Here is an 18,861-nt window from a genome sequence, read left to right as displayed (position 1 = left end):
TTACAAAGGAAAACAATATAATTATTATGAAAACAATTCTTATCGTAAGCATTATTTTATGCTCATTCCAATGTACAATTGCACAGGATCAATCAAATCTACCAAAACGAGATATTAACAAAAATGAACTTAGTATAAACCCCCTGAATATTGTCGCTTTCGGCGCTCTTGATATTGGATACGAAAGGGTTCTAAATAATAATAGTACTCTTGGATTCGATTTTTTCTATCTTCTAACGGATAGAGATGATGAGGATATTTTTGATGGTGATGATATATTTGAAAAAGAAATTGCTTTTACAACAAAATTCAAATACTTTTTTGGAGAAAGAATAGCCAGAGGATTTTATGTAGAAGGTTTTGGTATGCTATCAATTGGAGAAGATGAAATGTATATAGATGTATTCGATTCTCAAGGAAATTTTATAAGGGTTGATGAGATTGAGCAAGATTTCACAGACTTCGCTTTAGGATTTGGTGTTGGCGGAAAATTTGTAGCTAGAAATGGTTTTTTAATTGATATTGGATTTGGTATTGGACGAAATTTATTTAATGACGATGCTCCAGATATCATTATAAGGCCAAACTTGTACTTAGGTTATCGTTTTTAGAGAATTTTCATTTAATTCTCTTTTAAATACCACATGCTTTTTATCTTCATTTTTTGGTAGGGTATTTTATCTATTATATGTTTTAGGTACAGTTCACATCAATTTTGATGATATTAATTAAAACAAAAAAAATGAGACTTTTATTAATTACAGTTATTACCTTCTTTACTTCATTTATATCATATAGTCAGGATTCTTCGGACATTATACCAAGAGACATTAATAAGAACGAGATTGGCCTAAATCCTATAAACATAATTGCATTCGGAGCATTAGATGTTTCTTATGAAAGAATTTTAAGCAGCGATCATAGTATAGGTGTAGATGTATTCTATAGGTTCAGTGATGATATTGATAACGATGATGATATTGTAGATAGAGACGGTATTTTTGATAAAAAATTAGCGTTAACAGGACATTACAAGTACTTCTTTGGTCGTAGAGTTGCTAGAGGGTTTTATGTAGAAGGTTTTGGTATGTTATCAACTGGTGATCATGATAATACGGTAAGAGTAGTAAATGATCAAGGAGGCTTAATTGGTTTTCGAAATGTTCCAGAAAATTATACTGACTTTGCTCTTGGATTTGGAGTTGGGGGAAAATTTGTAACCAGAAACGGCTTCTTTATAGATATTGGTTTTGGAATAGGAAGAAATTTATTTAACAATAAAAGCCCAGAAATTATAGTTAGACCTGATTTATATATAGGATATCGATTTTAGAGGTAGGGATATCCATTATATAAACGTTATATAAATAAAGGTAATGATGGCATATGTTCAAATATTTAATAAATTTTTATTAGATCATAAATTTTACCCTATACATCTTTAAAATATGTTTAATTCTTAGAGATTACGGGCTTTCCACAGCGAAAGGTTTAAATATTTTTGTACATTTGCCATGCCTACCCCGAAAACCAATTATGAGTATGCACGCAACCATTATATAGTTCTTGCATCTAATAATTAACTAACAAATCAATTATGGTGACATTTTTACTAATTCTTGGAGGGCTGATAGCATTTAATTTTATTCTTCTAAAATTCAGTGTTCAATCAGTTGATACCAACAGGAAAAAGTCAAAGAACTTGAAATCAACTTCAGAGGCTAACATAGGTAAGACTAAAGCAACAAGAATAGCTAAGGCTGCTTAAGAAATTTGTATTACCATATAATTGGTGATCTTTTTACTTCTTTTAAGTACTCGTTTGTTTTGCTAAAATGTTTATTACCAAACCAATATCCTCTGTTTGCACTTAATGGAGATGGATGTCCACTATTTAGCACCAGATGTTCTGTGGTATTTATTTTGGCTCCTTTTTTCTTTGCATAACCACCCCATAGCATAAAAACAACGTCTTTTTTGTTTTCCGATATAGCATTGATTACGGCATCAGTGAATTTTTCCCAACCTTTACCTTGATGTGATCCTGCTTGATGAGCACGAACTGTTAATGTGGCATTTAATAATAGTACACCTTGTTTAGCCCAACGTTCTAAATTACCACTTGACGGAAATGATACATTTAAATCAGTTTCTAATTCTTTAAAAATATTAATTAGAGATGGAGGTATTGCTACGCCTTCATTTACAGAAAAACATAATCCATGAGCTTGTCCAATACCATGATAAGGATCTTGACCAATAATAACAACTTTAACATTGTCAAAACTACAATGGTCGAATGCAGCGAAAATCTCTGAACCCTTTGGATAACAAATGTGATCTTTATATTCAGCTTTCACAAAATCCGTAAGAGCTTTAAAATATGGTTTTTCGAACTCACTTTTAAGTTGTTCTTTCCAACTGGGATCAATATTTACGTTCATCTTAGTATCAAAAAAATATGCAATTGTTTACATTTGCTTTAAGCAAAATTATGACAAATACTTTTTAAAAATCGAGCGATACTACAAGTTTTATAACAAAGAAATTAACAAAAAAAGAATATTTCCTAAATCAATTAGGTCCAAAAAATGATTAGAATTTCAGACAAAACACTTAAAGATTTAGAATTCAATACGGTATTAAATCATATTGAAGAGCTATGTAATACAGAACATGGGAAAGCTAAAGCTTTACAAATTATTCCCTTTTCTACTAAAGAGAATTTACATTTAGCATTACAACAAGTATTTGAATATAAATCTTCATATTTAAACGATTCGAGAATACCTAATCATGGATTTGATAGTATCAATACAGAATTAAAATTATTAGGAATTGAAAATACGTTCTTGGAAAGCTTTAATCTAAAAAAGATAATATCTATTAACTTAACTGTTAACGAATTACTTACTTTTTTCAGAAAAAACAAGGAACTTTACCCAACGCTGTATCAAACTTCAAACACCATTACCTTTACCAAAGAAATTATAAATCTCATTGATACGGTAATTGATAAATTTGGTGAAGTAAAAGATAACGCCTCTCCTACTCTAAATGTATTAAGAAAAAATATACATGAAGTTCAAGGTAAATTGAATGGAAGTTTCGGAAGAGATCTGAGTAGATACAATAGTTTAGGATATTTGGATGATATTAAGGAGAGTATTGTTGATAATCGAAGAGTACTAGCCGTAAAGGCAATGTACCGAAGGAAGGTAAAAGGTTCTATTCTTGGTAATTCTAAAACTGGAAGTATTGTATATATAGAGCCCGAAGCAACAATTCAATTTAGCCGTGCTTTGAATAATCTTCAATATGAAGAAAGAGAAGAAATTGTAAAAATACTCAAAGAATTAACTAATAAAATTAGACCTTTTTCCGAACTTTTATCTGAATATCAGGGATATCTAAGCGATATAGACATCATCGCTGCGAAAACAAAATACGCTCAAAAGTTTAATGGAGTACTACCAAAAATAACGGAAGATCGAGAATTAACCGTAAAGGATGCGTATCATCCTTTGCTGTATCTAAATAATCAAGAAAAAGGGGAAAAGACGTATCCGCAAACCATCTCATTAGATAAGGATAATCGTATTATTGTTATTTCTGGCCCTAATGCAGGAGGAAAAAGTATCACTCTAAAAACGATAGGTTTATTACAAATCATGCTTCAAAGCGGTATGCTAATTCCTGTACATGAATATAGCAGAATGTGTTTGTTTAATACCGTTCTTACTGATATTGGGGATAATCAATCGATAGAAAATCATTTAAGTACGTATAGTTATCGATTGAAGAATATGAATTACTTTCTAAAAAAATGCAATGATAAAACCTTATTCCTTATTGATGAATTCGGAACAGGAAGTGACCCTGAATTGGGAGGAGCATTAGCGGAAGCCTTTTTAGAAGTTTTTTATGAACGTGAATCGTTTGGTATCATAACTACGCATTATGCTAATTTAAAAATGTTGGCTAACGAATTACCGAATATGACCAATGCCAATATGCTTTTTGATTCACGCACTCTAGAACCGCTATTCAAACTCTATCTCGGTGAGGCAGGTAGTTCATTTACATTTGAGGTTGCTCAAAAAAATGGAATTCCCTATAGCTTAATAAATAAAGCTAAAAAGAAAGTAGAACGAGGTAAAATTAGATTTGATAAAAGTATCGCGAATCTGCAACGCGAACGTTCTAAACTACAAAAAACTACATCTTCTCTAAAAACAAAAGAGCAGAAAACAGAAGAAGAAAAAGAACGTTTAGACAAAATCAATAAAAGACTACAGCATAAGCTGGAGAGCTATCAAGAACTTTATGATAGCAATCAGCGAATGATATATTTGGGACAAAAACTAAATGAAATAAGTGAAAAATACTTCCATAATAAAAAGAAGAGAGAACTTATCGATGAGTTTATGAAAATTGTACAGGTTGAGAACTCTAAAAGAACAAAACAAACTACCAAACAAAGAAAAGCTAAGAAAGCAAGGCAACAAAAAGTAGTCAAAGAAGTAGAAAAAAAAGTTGAAGTAATTAGAGAAAAGAAAAAGGAACAAAAAAAGATAGAAGAAAAATTAGAAAAAGAAAAACCCAAAGTGATTCTTAAAATTGGAGATAGAGTTCGTATGATAGATGGTAAGTCAATAGGAACCATCGATACTCTAGAAAAAGGCAAAGCTGTTGTCAATTATGGGATTTTCACAACAAATGTAGCGATTGATCAACTTGAATTTGTAGAAAGAAAAAAATAATAACATTTAATATTCATTAATAAGCAAAGGCCATTAGTTATAATATACTAATGGCCTTTTGCGTAGGTTAAGATCTGCAGATAATTACTTCCCTCCTGCTAAAAGAACAAATGAATTTCTAGAAACAGGGGATACATTATAACTTTTTACTTTCTTTAAAGTCTTTATATACTTTTCAGCTTCTACGAATGCAAATTCCATTGCACTAATAGACGCATTCTCATCTATCTCTATGGTTTTAGAAATAGTATCTCCATTTAAATATTCTATCGTCATCTTCCACTTCTTAATTGAATGAAAGTTTCTGGATGCTAAAGCACTTTCCTCCTTCTCTACCTTCTTTTCTTTTTTATCCTTCTCATTTATTAAATCTGAATGTGAACCGGTTGCATTTGCAAAAGAGACGCAAAAAACAGCAATTATAAGTATGAGTTTCATTTTTAAAGTGGTTTTGATTTGTATGTTTCGAATATACAATTATTATTTGAATAATCAAATATTTTTTTAATAAAAATTTATTTGTATATTTATTCAGTAAAATACTATTTACAATGGTTAACAAGAAATTGAAAAAACTCCTAAAAAAAAGTAAATGCAGTAAAACTGTATATGGAATTTCAAAAGTATTGGGCATTAGTCCGCAAGCAGGAGACTATATTGTGAAGAAAAAAAACCTAGCTAAAGATTACGAAAGGTTAAAAAAGATCGCAGATTACATGGGTGTAGATATTACCGATATTGTGGATTACAAGAAAAAATAGTCATAAGTAAATAGAGTTTTAAACAAACCTGACCTAGAATAATATCATAAATACTCTCAAAGCAATTGGATTTGGTTATTTTTGAATTTCATCAATCCAGTTTTCATGCAAATTTATCTTTACCTCGCTTCTTACATTTTATTAATCATTGGGATATCCATTTATTTAGCTAAATCTTCTACAGCAGAAGACTTCCTAATTGGGGGGAGAAATCGCAGTGGTTGGACTATTTTATTCTCCAAATTTGCTGGAGCCATCGGCGTAAGTACATTAATAACCTACACTGGATATGCGTATAAATTTGGATGGGGACTTTTTGCAATGTCTATTGGTTCTGTAATTGGTTATTTACTGTTTGCATTTTGGGCTGCTCCTAAAATCAAAAATCTATCCATACAAGGTACGTTTTACACGCAAGGTGATTTACCTGCTTTTGTAACCGGTAACAAAAATACTTCCTTAGTTACCAATATCATAACAGTAATTGTACAGTTCTTCTGGATTCTTTTATCACTAGCTGGAGGCGCAAAAGTTATTGAATTTTTTGGGCTCTTCTCCTACAATACATCTCTTATGATTACAGCTTCAGTAGTATTAATTTATGTATTATTTTCAGGTTTTAAGGCGGTAATGATTACCGATATTATTCAGGCTATTATCATCATTTGTTTTTTAGGCCTATTAATTTTCAACATGTTAGAATTAAAAGAACTTCAAACAGTTCTAACAACTAAAACAAATGAAAATGTAGAATTAGGAAGCATCATTGGTCTAGTTTTATATGGTGGATTATCTGTATTTGGATTAGCCGACAGATATCAATTATGTTATGCTGCAAAAGATATACAGTCTCTAAAAAAAGGACTTAGTTTAGCTATCATACCGGTTTTATTAGTTGCTTTTCTTTTATTGATAGTAGGACTTTATGTATACCAACAAAATAATGGTTTGGATCCTGATACAGTTTTCATTTTTGCCATGCAAAACTTAATTACTTCTACATGGATACCTTTATTAATTGTTTTATTTTTTGCTGGTTTAATGAGTACTGCGGATACTTCTGTTTTTGCGGTCTCATCGCATCTTATTCTCCAATCTTCGGAAAAAGAAAAAGTAAAATCAATCCGTTATGCTACTATAATTACTGTAATTGCGGCTTTCATTTCTGCCCATTTTTGGAGAAGCATTGTAGACATTACAATTGTTGGTGCAGCTCTTAGAATGACACTTTCTATAGCTATGATATATGTAATCAGAAGTAAGAAAAATAGCGGACGTTTTATTGCCAGTGCTCTTGGTGGAGTTGTAGGTTTACTTATTGGTTTAGTTGCTTTTGGTCCCAAACCTACAATCGCTATCACTGTGATTCTAGGATCTTTATTAGGACTAATTTACAGATCTAAATAGTGCTGTTAAAGTATCCTTAAACCTAAAAACTGAGAATTTTATCTTTATATATTTGACGAAATACTCAAAATAAGTATCAATTCAATTATTATGCGAAATTTACTTTTTGTAATAGCATTCAGTGTTATTTTTATTCATATTACTGAAGCACAACAACCCCAAAAACCAAATTCTGTAGAGATCCATGAAGCTATTAAAAAGTTAAACTTTTTAGGATCTGTTTTATATGTCGCTGCGCATCCCGATGATGAAAACACAAGATTAATTTCTTACATGGCAAATGAAGTCAAAGCTAGAACAGCCTATTTATCTTTAACACGAGGTGATGGTGGTCAAAATCTAATCGGTCCTGAAATTCGAGAATTGTTAGGAGTCATACGTACGCAGGAGCTTTTAGCTGCAAGGAATACTGATGGTGGAGAACAGATCTTTACGCGTGCTAATGATTTCGGTTTTTCGAAACATCCAGATGAAACATTAGCTATTTGGGACAAAAAAGAAGTATTGGATGATGTAGTTTGGGCTATTCGAAAATTTCAACCGGATGTAATTATTAATAGATTCAATCATAGAACACCTGGAACTACTCATGGTCACCATACTACTTCTGCTATGTTAAGTGTGGAAGCATTTGATTTGGTTGCGGATCCGAAAATATATCCAGAACAATTGGCATATGTACAACCATGGCAACCAAAAAGATTGTTCTTTAATACGTCTTGGTGGTTTTATGGAAGTAGAAAAAACTTTGAAAAAGCAGATAAATCCAAATTTCTAGAGTTTGATACTGGAGTATATTATAAAAAATTAGGACTTTCTAATACAGAAATAGCCTCTCTAAGTAGGAGTCAACATAAATCCCAAGGATTTGGAAGTACGGGAACCCGAGGAAAGCAAACTGAATATGTTGAATTAATAAAAGGAGATTTACCAAAAGATAAGACTAATATTTTTGATGGGATAGATACTTCTTGGAATCGTGTTAAAGGTGGGCAAGCAATCGGTGATATCTTATATGAAGTAGAAAAAAACTTTGATTTCCAAAACCCTTCAGCATCTATTAAACAATTAGTAAAGGCATATCAGCTAATTCAGCAATTAGAAAACCAACATTGGAAAGCTATTAAATCCAAAGAAATCAAAGAAATCATCGCTGCATCTGCAGGTTTGTATATTGAGGCAACTGCTACAGATGCATATACCACAGAAAATAGTGAAGTTACCGTAAAAATTGAAGCAATCAACAGAAGTACTATTCCTATGAAACTGCAATCAGTTGACATCAGTGCCATAGGTGCTTCAGAAAATTCAAACACTTCTTTAGATGCTAATAACAGAATTAACTTAGAATTAAAAGGTAAAATCAGTTCAGGAACTAAAAATACGAGTCCTTATTGGCTGACTTCCAAAGGTACATTAGGCTTGTACAAAGTAGATAAACAAGAACTTATAGGAAATCCTGAAACAAATCGTCAAATAAAAGCTGTCTTTAATCTTAATATGGATGGAACTATAATTCCATATACCAAAGATGTAGTATATAAAACCAACGATCCGGTAAAAGGAGAAGTATATAAACCTTTTGAAATCATACCTGCCATTTCAGCAACTATAGCTGACAGAGTTATGATTTATGCTAATGATCTTGCAAAAGAAGTACCGGTAACCATTAAAGCTGGAGAGCCTAATATTGCTGGAACTATTTCCTTACAACACCCTAAAGGATGGAAAGTAAGCCCGGAAAGTATTGATTTTACGCTTGCACAAAAAGGAGAAGAAAGAAAAGTGACTTTTACTCTTACTCCGCCAACAGATCAAAACGAAGGATTCATAAGTCCGCAAATAAAATTAAATAATGGGAAAGTATACACCGATGAAGTTATCAATATAGATTATGATCATATCCCATTCCAGACGGTTGTTCTGCCTTCTGAAACCAAAGTTGTAAGACTAGATATTAAGAAAAAAGGGCAGAATATTGGATATATAGAAGGTGCGGGAGATGTAGTCCCCGAAAGTTTACAACAAATTGGTTATGATGTAACTACGATAGCTCCTGAATCCATTTCTACGAAAACATTAGCTCCTTTTGATGCAATCGTAGTAGGAATAAGAGCATATAACACCGTAGAAGAACTTAAATTTGGACAGAAATATTTATTGGAATACGTAAAAAATGGAGGAAATCTTATTATACAATATAACACAAACAGAAGGTTAAAAGTTACAGACAATCTGGGACCTTATCCATTAAAATTATCAAGGGATAGAGTTACTGATGAAAATGCCGCTATAAAATTATTGGCAGAAGATCATGCTGTTCTTAATACACCTAATAAGATTACCAATAAAGATTTTGAAGGTTGGGTACAAGAAAGAGGATTATATTTCCCAAATGATTGGTCTAAAGAATATACTCCAATTATTGCCTCTAATGATAAAGGAGAATCTTCTAAAAAAGGAGCTTTGTTAATAGCTAAATACGGAAAAGGGTATTATGTGTATACAGGTTTAAGCTTTTTTAGAGAATTCCCGGCAGGAGTATCAGGAGCATACAGATTATTTGCAAATATGTTATCTTTAGGAAAATAAATTACCTAAATAGATAACATGAGTTTGGATGTAAAATCGATTAGAACCTTTATAGGTGCTAAAGATTATAAAGTTTCTAGAGAGTTTTACTTGGATTGGGGTTTTAAAGAAATAAAAATACCTCAGAATATGTCTTATTTCTTTATGGATGATTTCGGGTTTTATTTGCAAGACTATTACGTTAAAAGTTGGCTAAATAACTCCATGATATTTTTAGAAGTTAAACAACTAGAATCATCGCTTAATCATATTAAAAAACTTGATTTACAAAACAAATACAAAGATGTTAAAATCACAGAAATAACCTATAATGATTGGGGAAATGTATTTTTTCTTCATGATCCCTCTGGGGTTTTATGGCAAATTGGTGAGTTTAATACATAAATTTCAAAACTAATATTACTATGAGTGATTCGCCCAAAATAGTTTGGAAAAAACTTTATACCGTTGTATTAATTGCTAACATTTTTTACTTAGCATTCTTTTATTGGATTACTGCAACTTTTTCTTAATAATTCAGGAGATAAAATTTTCTAAAATTAACAGTCATTATGACAAGATACAACTAACTAACATATGCAACTTATAGACTGGATCGTACTCATTGGAACCTTATTATTCATTGTTTTATATGGTGTTTGGAAAACAAGAGGTAGTAAAAATGTACAAGATTATATTCGTGGTGGTAATGAAGCTAAATGGTGGACCATTGGTTTATCGGTAATGGCTACACAAGCATCGGCAATTACCTTTCTATCAACACCTGGACAAGCATTTCATAGTGGAATGGGCTTTGTTCAATTTTATTTTGGTTTGCCAATCGCGATGATTATCATCTGTATTGTGTTTATTCCTCTCTATCATAAACTCAAAGTCTATACTGCCTATGAGTACTTAGAAAATCGTTTTGATCTTAAAACCAGAACAATCACTGCATTTTTCTTCCTAATACAAAGAGGGTTAGGAGCCGGAATTACCATATTTGCACCAGCTATTATCTTATCAGCAGTTTTAGGATGGGACCTAACAACACTCAACATTATCATAGGTATTTTGGTTATTGTCTATACCGTTTCAGGAGGTACAAAAGCTGTAAGTGTTACTCAAAAACAGCAAATGGCAATTATATTTACAGGAATGTTTATTGCTTTTTTCCTTATCATTAGCTATTTACCAGAAGATATTACTTTTTCAAATGCATTAGACATTGCCGGAATTAGTGGGAAAATGGAGGTTTTGGACTTTTCATTTGACCTTAGCAATAGATATACGGTGTGGACAGGAATTATAGGCGGAACATTTTTAATGTTATCTTATTTCGGAACGGATCAAAGTCAAGTGCAACGATATTTATCAGGGCGTTCGGTTCGTGAAAGTCAACTAGGTTTATTATTTAATGGTATCTTAAAAATACCTATGCAATTTTTTATCCTACTTGTTGGTGTTATGGTATTTGTATTCTATCAATTTAATGCTGCTCCATTGAACTTTAATCCTGCAGCAAGTGTAGCTGTTCAGAATACCCCATATGCGGAGGAATACAATGAATTGGAACAAAAATTATCCGAAATTCAAGAATATAAAAAATCATCTGTTCAGAATTATTTACATTCAAAAAACGACAAAGAATCTTTGGATGCTAAGAATTTAATGATCGCCCTAGAAGATTCTGATAAAAAAACAAGACAGAGAGCAAAGGAATTGATAAAAGAAGCTGATGCCACTGTAGAAACAAATGATAAAGACTACGTTTTTATCTATTTCATCCTTAATAATCTACCACGAGGATTGATTGGGCTTTTATTGGCGGTAATTTTATCAGCAGCAATGTCTTCTACAGCATCAGAATTAAATGCTTTAGCCTCCACCACAGCTATTGATCTTTATAAACGAAATATTAAAGAAGAAAAAAGTGAACAACACTATGTTTCTGCTTCTAAAATTTTCACCCTTATTTGGGGTGTTTTGGCAATTTTGGTTGCTTGTTTTGCAAATTTATTTGATAATCTGATTCAATTAGTAAATATTATTGGCTCTATATTCTATGGAAATGTATTAGGAATCTTTTTATTGGCGTTCTTTATAAAATTTGTAAGGAGTAATGCTGTTTTTATGGCTGCCATTATTACTCAAATAATTATTATTTATGTATGGTGGCAAGATTGGCTTCCTTTCCTTTGGTTAAATGCTCTTGGATGTGGAATAGTCATGTTCCTAGCAATTGTTTTGGAACCTTTTATACCTACTAGCGAAATTGAAGTAGAGTAAATTAATATATCAAAATAAAAAATCCACGAATTAACTTCGTGGATTTTATTTATTAAATATTCTTAAAAATTCAAATCAAATTACATTTTAAGATCAGTATTATCCTTTTCATAGTTAAACAAATAGTCTATATCCATTTCTTTAACTTCTCCTAGCTTTTTCAAAGCATTCATATCCACATCTTTCTTATTTCCAATTACAAGAACGTTATAATTTTCTCCTTTGATATTTTCATTAAAAAATGATTTAAGATCCTCTAATGTCATGTCCTTAATTGTATTGTAAATTTCTTCTCTATTGTCATTATCAATACCTCGTTTCTTAAGTCCCTCATAAGTCCAAAAAATATTAGACTTGGTAATGCGTTGTGCAGCTATTTTCTTTAATGTTGCTTCTTTAGCTTGATTAAATTGTTCTTCAGCTTCTGGCATATCTGTCATTAGTTCCATCATTGCATCTACTGCTTGTGGTAATTTATTAGCCTGAGTCCCTACATAAGCCATTACATAATCAGAAGCACCTACTTCTCTACCTTGACTATAGCTAGAAAAAGCTGAATATGCTAGTGATTTAGACTCTCTAATTTCCTGAAATACGATAGAAGATAAACCACTACCAAAATAGGTGTTAAATAATCTTGACGCAGCCATTTTCTTAGGGTCAAATTCAGCACCTTTGGCAAGAAGTAGCATTTCACTTTGTACCATATCATAATCAACAAAGTATACATTCCCCCCTGTTTCTTTTTCTAAATAAATAGTTTTTTCTGGATAATCTAATAAATCAGATTTTACCATATGATGTTTATCTAAAGAAGCTACAGCTGCATCTAAATCTTTACCATAATAGAAAATACGTTGCTTATAATTACGTAATTCTTTCACCTTATTTACTAATTCTTGTGGACTCATATTTTGTAACTCTGAAGCTGTATAAATATTACGTAAACGAGATTCCTCTCCATATTTACCATAATTCATTAGTCCATTCCAAAATATATTTCCTTTTTGAGTTTTATTATCCTGACGACTCTTTAACACTTTCTCAACATATTTATTATAGGTTTCTTGATTAGGAACCGCATTATTCCATAAATCTTCTAACAAAGATAGACCGGCATCAAGATTTTCTTTTAGCCCTGAAATTCCAACATAGGTTTTATCATCTGCTGTGAATACATTATAATTAACTCCGATCTTATAAAACTCTTGTTTAAGTTGTTCTGGTGTATATTTATCAGTCCCTAAATAATCTAAATATCCAGCAGCCAAAGACATTTTTGGATCATGGTCTTTCCCCATATCAAATATGATATTTAAGCTAAAAATATCATTATTCGGATTTTCGATATGAGAAATAGTTAATCCATTCTTCGTCTTACTATCTTTTATTGCCGTCTTGTAATCTACAAACTGCGGAGTTAATGCTGGTGTTTTTATTTTATTAAACTCTTTTAAGAAATCTGATTCTTTACCACGATTCAATTCTACAGGAGTGATACCAGGATTTTCTACCTTTACAATATTTTTATCCTCACCTTTGATTTTATGAACTTCTACATAGTTATTACCATATAATTCATTAGCAAATGCCACTACTTCTTCTTTCGTAATTTTTTTCATGCTATCTAACATTTCAAGACGATTTTTCCAATCCTGAAAACCAATAAAAGCATCTAAATAAGCATATGCCGTAGAAGAAGCATTTTCATATTCTCTAATTTTAGACAAACGCAAATCATTAACTACCGCGTCTATTAACCAATCTTCAAATTCTCCTTTTTTGATTTTATCAATTTGTTGCAACAACAAATCTCTTACTTCATCCAATGTTTGATCTTGTTTTGGAGTACCATACAAAAGATGGAATCCATAATCATTATCAAAGTTTGTAAATGAAGAAGCATTCTGTACCAATTGTTTTTGATTAAGATTCAGGTCAATCAAACCTGCACTAGAATTTGCAAGCATATAGTCTATTAAAGTAACAATCACTTCTTGCTCTGTTCCTTTTCCTTTTGTTCTAAAAGCAACATATATAGATTCTGCAGTTGGACCATACACCTCTTTTTTCACAGGCGCAGTAAGTGGTGGTAATTCTTCGAACGTTGGATGAGTTACTTCTTTCTTTTTATAAGATCCAAAAGATTCATTCACTTTTTTAATTGTGGAATCAAAGTCAATATCACCAACTAATATTACTGCCATATTATTAGGTACATAATATTTATCAAAATAAGCATGAATTGCTTCCATTGAAGGGTTTTTAAGATGTTCGGATATTCCTATAGTAGATTGAGTTCCGTACGGGTGTGTAGGGTACAATCCTTCCAAAACAGCAAAATATTGTTTTCTTCCATCGCTATCTTGTCCTCTATTGAATTCTTCATAAACCGCTTCTAACTCTGTATGAAATAAACGTAATACTAGTTTACTAAAACGTTCACTTTCTACTGTTAACCATTTATCAAGTTCGTTTGATGGTATTTTATTTACGTATACCGTTTGTTCGTTAGAAGTAAAAGCATTTGTCCCTTCTGCTCCCAATGAACTAACCATCTTGTCATATTCATTTGCTATCGATACTTTAGACGCTTCTAGAGAAACTTCATCTATTTTTTTATAGATCTCTTTCTTCTTTGTTGGATCTTTTTCTTCTTTATGTTCTTCATACAAATCCGAAATTTGTTTCAAAAACACACTTTCTTTTTCAAAATCCTGAGTACCAATCTTATCTGTACCTTTAAACACCATATGCTCTAGATAATGAGCCAATCCCGTATTGTCAGCTGGATCATAAGTAGATCCTGCACGAACTGCGATAAGAGTTTGAATTTTTGGTTCTTCCGGATTTTTGCCTAAATAAACTTTTAGACCATTATCCAACGTGTAAAGTCTAAGACCAGTTGGGTCATTGGAAACTGTTTCATAAGAAAAGCCCGAAGCATCTGTATGTTTTTCTACTTTGAGCTCTTTTTCAGATTTTGTTTTTTGATCAGATGAGTCCTTACAATTACTTAGTACTAACACCAAACATAAAAGTAAGAGTGATTTTAATGATTTCATTTAGATAATTTAAGTTAATTATATCTTTAATATTCTATTGAACGCAAAATGTTAATATATGTTACAGTTTTTAAGATTACTTTAACAAAATGAGATACAAAAAAAGCATTAGACTTTTATCTAATGCTTTTCTATAATAAACCCTAATAAAATAAATTAAGGATGATATCTATTTAACTAGCCTAAAACTTCAGCTACTTTCTTTCCAATTTCGGCTGGAGAATCTACAACGTGTATTCCACATTCTCTCATAATTGCCTTTTTAGCAGCGGCAGTATCTTCACTTCCACCAACTATAGCTCCAGCATGTCCCATAGTACGACCCGCAGGTGCAGTTTCACCAGCAATAAATCCAACAACAGGCTTCGTAGTACCACTTTCTTTTATCCATCGTGCAGCATCAGCTTCTAATTGTCCTCCGATTTCTCCAATCATTACAACACAGCTTGTTTCAGGATCATTGATCAATAATTCTACAGCTTCTTTTGTAGTTGTCCCAATAATTGGATCTCCACCAATTCCGATAGCTGTTGTAATCCCTAAACCTTCTTTAACCACTTGATCAGCAGCTTCATAAGTTAATGTTCCCGATTTAGAAACGATCCCAACATTTCCTTTCTTGAAAACAAATCCTGGCATGATACCTACTTTTGCTTCTCCTGGAGTGATTACTCCTGGACAGTTAGGTCCAATAAGCCTACATCCTTTGTCTTTTATATAATTAGAAGCAGTAATCATATCTGCTACTGGAATTCCTTCGGTTATAGTGATAATAACTTTTATTCCTGCATCAGCAGCTTCCATAATGGCATCAGCAGCAAATGCTGGCGGAACAAAAATAATAGTAGTATCTGCTCCAACTTCTTTAACTGCTTCTTCTACAGTATTAAAAACTGGTTTATCTAGATGAGTTTGCCCTCCTTTTCCTGGAGTAACACCACCAACTACATTTGTACCGTATTCAATCATTTGACCTGCATGAAAAGTACCTTCACTACCTGTAAAACCTTGAACTATTATTTTAGAATCCTTATTTACTAGAACACTCATTGCGTTATTATTTTTTTTATTTTTTAGCAGTTTCAAAAGTACGGTTTTGGATACGATAGTTAAAATGAAAAGTCAAAAAAATATTTTTTTTACACTTTTTAATTTTATCTAAATATTCATGCCACTTTTTTTTAAAAACAAACTATGATTTCTTAGAAATGAATAAAACTAATTCGTTAAAAACGATTTTAAATTTTCTTGAGAAGTATCTCCTTGTTGACTTATCTGATAACCTCTATATAATTTATCATCTTTTAGCTCCCAAATAGCAATAAAATGAGCAATGACTTCTTCCGTATCCGGTTGTTCTATAGTTTTAGCTAGATAAGTATATCTAATTGTAACCATACCATTTTCTTCCAAAAGATGACTTATTTCACATTTGAAAGTTTCAAAGGAACTTGACATTTCTTTAAACATTGTTTTAATGTCTTCGTACCCTTTTTTATTGTACCCAAAACTACTATTCCAATTTAACTCTACTTCCGGATGTAAATATTCAGAAAAGGCTTCAATATTATGTATTAAATCCGTTTGGTAAAAGGATTTAACTACCTCTTTTGCTGTTTTACTCATTACTCTTCAATTTTTCTATTAATTCAGGAATTTGCCTGATCGCAGCAATCTCTTTATATTTTTTTCTAAAGTTATCTGCAGGTGTTCCAAAATAACTTTTATTACCTTCCAAGGATTTACTAATCCCGGATTGGGCAGAAACAATTGCTTTTGTTCCTATAGTAATTCCACTAGTAACACCTACTTGTCCCCACAAGGTTACTTCATCTTCAATAACTACACATCCCGCAATACCTACTTGTGAGGCGATTAAGCATTTTTTACCAATGATTGTATCATGACCAATGTGTACTTGATTATCAATCTTAGTTCCTTTTTTTATAGTGGTATCCCCAGTTACTCCTCTATCAATAGTACATAAAGATCCAAGATCAACATCATCTTCTATGACTACTCTCCCACCAGAAACTAGCTTATCAAATCCCTCTGGTCGGTTTTTATAATAAAAAGCATCAGCTCCTAATACAGTACCTGAATGGATCGTTACATTATTACCTATAACTGTTCCATCATAAACGCTTACATTAGCATGAATTAAACAATTATCACCAATTTCTACATTATTTCCAATAAAAGCTCCTGGCTGTATAATTGAATTCTTTCCTATTGTAGATGTGGAAGAAATCACAGCTGTTGCCTTCTCAAAAGGTTTAAAGTAGTTTGTTAGTTTATTAAAGTCTCTGAAAGGATCATCAGATATCAACAAAGCTTTTCCTTCAGGACAGTCTACCTTTTTATTTATCAATACAACCGTTGCTGCACTTTCTAGGGCTTTATCATAATACTTAGGGTGATCAACAAAAACAATATCGCCTGGAGTTACGACATGAATTTCATTCATGCCTTCTACAGGAAAATCTGGACTACCTACAAACTCTGAAGAGATAATAGTAGCTATTTGTTGCAGTGTATGCGTTTGAGGAAACTTCATTTTAAAACAAAATTCAAAAAAACTAGGAATTACTCCTTAATACGTTCTTTATAAGTACCTTTTTCTGTTTCTATTTTAATTTTATCTCCTTCATTTATAAAAAGAGGTACCATAACTTCGGCTCCTGTCTCTACGGTAGCAGGTTTTGTAGCATTCGTTGCTGTATTTCCTTTTACACCAGGCTCTGTAGCTGTAACCTCAAGAATAACACTCGCCGGCATTTCTACAGAAAGAGGCATTTGATCCTCAGAATTAATTATAACGGTCACAACCTCTCCTTCTTTTAATAATTCTGGAGCATCTAACGTAGATTTTTCTAATGTTATCTGATTATAATCTTCTGTATTCATGAAGTGATGAGTATCACCTTCTGCGTATAAAAACTGGAATTTATGAGTCTCTACACGTACATCATCTATTTTATGACCTGCAGAAAAAGTATTATCAATTACTTTTCCTGTAGTTACACTTTTTAACTTAGTACGAACAAAAGCAGGACCTTTACCTGGTTTTACATGTAAAAATTCTACAATTTTATAGATATCATGATTATATCTTATACATAATCCATTTCTTATATCACTAGTATTTGCCATCGCTTTTCTTTGTTACTTATTATCTATTATTTATTCTAATTAGAGAAATATCCTTTCATGATACCTCTTTGTGAGTTTTTTATAAACTCTAAAACTTCATCTCTTTCAGGTGTAGCTTCCATTTCAGCTTCAATTATTGCTACTGCCTGAGTGTTGTTATAATTACTTTGGTACAAGATTCTATAAATAGATTGTATTTCTCTGATTTTTTCTGTAGAAAAACCTCTTCTTCGCAGACCAATTGAATTAATTCCCACGTATGAAAGTGGTTCACGAGCGGCTTTTACGTAAGGAGGTACATCTTTTCTTACCAAAGAACCACCAGTTACAAAAGCGTGATTTCCTATACTACAGAACTGCTGAACAGCAGCCATACCTGCTAATACCACATGATCTCCAACGTTAATATGACCTGCCAAAGTACTATTATTAGAAAAAATACAATTATCACCAACTATACAATCATGAGCTATATGACAATACGCCATAATCCAACAGTTTTTTCCAATCTTAGTTTTCATTCTATCCGTTGTACCTCTATTGATTGTAACACACTCTCTAATGGTTGTGTTATCCCCTATTTCTGTGGTGGTATCTTCGTCATTAAATTTTTTATCCTGAGGCACGGCTGATATAACTGCTCCAGGAAAAATACTACAATTTTTTCCTATTCGAGCACCTTCCATAATAGTAACATTGGAACCAATCCAAGTCCCTTCTCCTATAACTACATTATTATGAATCGTTGTAAAAGGTTCAATAACTACATTTTTTGCAATTTTTGCACCAGGATGAACATAAGCTAAAGGCTGATTCATGAATTTCGTTTTATATGTTAGTATATAACTTTAA

At 31.9% G+C, this 18,861-nt stretch carries 17 protein-coding genes; 9 read left to right on the top strand and 8 right to left on the bottom strand.

What is annotated here, in order from left to right; genetic code table 11:
- Window positions 1-26: 26 nt before the first annotated feature.
- The 3 genes from ABD077_RS10520 (at window position 27) to ABD077_RS10510 (ending at window position 1,768) form a co-directional block, all read left to right on the top strand.
- The gene (locus ABD077_RS10520; protein ID WP_343912270.1) at window positions 27-611 is read left to right on the top strand and encodes a hypothetical protein; all 585 of its coding nucleotides are present in this window, start codon (window positions 27-29) and stop codon (window positions 609-611) included.
- Between the two features lie 131 nt (window positions 612-742).
- Complete coding sequence (locus tag ABD077_RS10515; RefSeq protein ID WP_343912269.1) at window positions 743-1,333, top strand: hypothetical protein; 591 nt, start codon at window positions 743-745, stop codon at window positions 1,331-1,333.
- A 264-nt stretch (window positions 1,334-1,597) separates the two neighbouring features.
- On the top strand, window positions 1,598-1,768 hold the full coding sequence (locus ABD077_RS10510) for a hypothetical protein (protein ID WP_343912268.1): 171 nt from the start codon (window positions 1,598-1,600) through the stop codon (window positions 1,766-1,768).
- A 10-nt stretch (window positions 1,769-1,778) separates the two neighbouring features.
- Here ABD077_RS10510 and ABD077_RS10505 read toward each other — a convergent pair whose 3' ends face one another.
- The gene (locus ABD077_RS10505; RefSeq protein ID WP_343912267.1) at window positions 1,779-2,444 is read right to left on the bottom strand and encodes a uracil-DNA glycosylase; all 666 of its coding nucleotides are present in this window, start codon (window positions 2,442-2,444) and stop codon (window positions 1,779-1,781) included.
- Window positions 2,445-2,591: 147 nt separating this feature from the next.
- Between ABD077_RS10505 and ABD077_RS10500 the strand changes: the two genes are divergently transcribed.
- Complete coding sequence (locus ABD077_RS10500) at window positions 2,592-4,763, top strand: endonuclease MutS2 (RefSeq protein WP_343912266.1); 2,172 nt, start codon at window positions 2,592-2,594, stop codon at window positions 4,761-4,763.
- Window positions 4,764-4,847: 84 nt separating this feature from the next.
- Here the strand turns inward: ABD077_RS10500 and ABD077_RS10495 are convergent, their stop codons facing one another.
- The gene (locus ABD077_RS10495; protein WP_343912265.1) at window positions 4,848-5,201 is read right to left on the bottom strand and encodes a hypothetical protein; all 354 of its coding nucleotides are present in this window, start codon (window positions 5,199-5,201) and stop codon (window positions 4,848-4,850) included.
- 113 nt (window positions 5,202-5,314) lie between these two features.
- Here ABD077_RS10495 and ABD077_RS10490 point away from each other — a divergent pair, with 113 nt between their 5' ends.
- The 5 genes from ABD077_RS10490 to ABD077_RS10470 all read left to right on the top strand — a co-directional run bounded on the left by ABD077_RS10490 (window position 5,315) and on the right by ABD077_RS10470 (window position 11,791).
- The gene (locus tag ABD077_RS10490; protein ID WP_343912264.1) at window positions 5,315-5,524 is read left to right on the top strand and encodes a helix-turn-helix domain-containing protein; all 210 of its coding nucleotides are present in this window, start codon (window positions 5,315-5,317) and stop codon (window positions 5,522-5,524) included.
- 105 nt (window positions 5,525-5,629) lie between these two features.
- Window positions 5,630-6,931: a sodium:solute symporter family protein gene (locus ABD077_RS10485; RefSeq protein WP_343912263.1), complete on the top strand. Its 1,302-nt coding sequence runs from the start codon at window positions 5,630-5,632 to the stop codon at window positions 6,929-6,931.
- 90 nt (window positions 6,932-7,021) lie between these two features.
- Entirely contained in the window at window positions 7,022-9,523 is a 2,502-nt protein-coding gene (locus ABD077_RS10480; RefSeq protein WP_343912262.1) for a PIG-L family deacetylase, read from the top strand.
- Window positions 9,524-9,541: 18 nt separating this feature from the next.
- Window positions 9,542-9,907 carry a VOC family protein gene (locus ABD077_RS10475; RefSeq protein WP_343912261.1) on the top strand — a complete coding sequence of 122 codons (366 nt, stop codon included), beginning with the start codon at window positions 9,542-9,544 and terminating at the stop codon, window positions 9,905-9,907.
- A gap of 192 nt (window positions 9,908-10,099) precedes the next feature.
- Complete coding sequence (locus ABD077_RS10470) at window positions 10,100-11,791, top strand: sodium:solute symporter family protein (protein WP_343912260.1); 1,692 nt, start codon at window positions 10,100-10,102, stop codon at window positions 11,789-11,791.
- An 80-nt stretch (window positions 11,792-11,871) separates the two neighbouring features.
- Here ABD077_RS10470 and ABD077_RS10465 read toward each other — a convergent pair whose 3' ends face one another.
- From ABD077_RS10465 to lpxA, 6 genes are all read right to left on the bottom strand, one after another.
- Window positions 11,872-14,856: a M16 family metallopeptidase gene (locus tag ABD077_RS10465; RefSeq protein ID WP_343912259.1), complete on the bottom strand. Its 2,985-nt coding sequence runs from the start codon at window positions 14,854-14,856 to the stop codon at window positions 11,872-11,874.
- A gap of 177 nt (window positions 14,857-15,033) precedes the next feature.
- The gene (gene sucD / locus ABD077_RS10460) at window positions 15,034-15,906 is read right to left on the bottom strand and encodes a succinate--CoA ligase subunit alpha (RefSeq protein WP_299601834.1); all 873 of its coding nucleotides are present in this window, start codon (window positions 15,904-15,906) and stop codon (window positions 15,034-15,036) included.
- A gap of 168 nt (window positions 15,907-16,074) precedes the next feature.
- Complete coding sequence (locus ABD077_RS10455) at window positions 16,075-16,482, bottom strand: nuclear transport factor 2 family protein (protein WP_343912258.1); 408 nt, start codon at window positions 16,480-16,482, stop codon at window positions 16,075-16,077.
- On the bottom strand, window positions 16,475-17,413 hold the full coding sequence (locus tag ABD077_RS10450) for a UDP-3-O-(3-hydroxymyristoyl)glucosamine N-acyltransferase (protein ID WP_343912257.1): 939 nt from the start codon (window positions 17,411-17,413) through the stop codon (window positions 16,475-16,477). Before ABD077_RS10450 ends, ABD077_RS10455 begins: the two co-directional genes overlap by 8 nt.
- A 29-nt stretch (window positions 17,414-17,442) precedes the next feature.
- Window positions 17,443-18,009 (bottom strand): elongation factor P, encoded by a 567-nt coding sequence (gene efp / locus ABD077_RS10445; protein ID WP_343912256.1) that lies wholly within the window; start codon window positions 18,007-18,009, stop codon window positions 17,443-17,445.
- A 35-nt stretch (window positions 18,010-18,044) separates the two neighbouring features.
- Complete coding sequence (lpxA, locus tag ABD077_RS10440) at window positions 18,045-18,827, bottom strand: acyl-ACP--UDP-N-acetylglucosamine O-acyltransferase (protein ID WP_343912255.1); 783 nt, start codon at window positions 18,825-18,827, stop codon at window positions 18,045-18,047.
- Between the last annotated feature and the right edge of the window lie 34 nt (window positions 18,828-18,861).

The organism is Aquimarina litoralis, from assembly GCF_039523995.1.
In the GTDB taxonomy this organism is placed as follows: Bacteria; Bacteroidota; Bacteroidia; order Flavobacteriales; family Flavobacteriaceae; genus Aquimarina; species Aquimarina litoralis.
The sequence above is the reverse complement of the archived record's forward strand: the minus strand, read 5'-3'. Positions and strand labels throughout refer to the sequence as shown.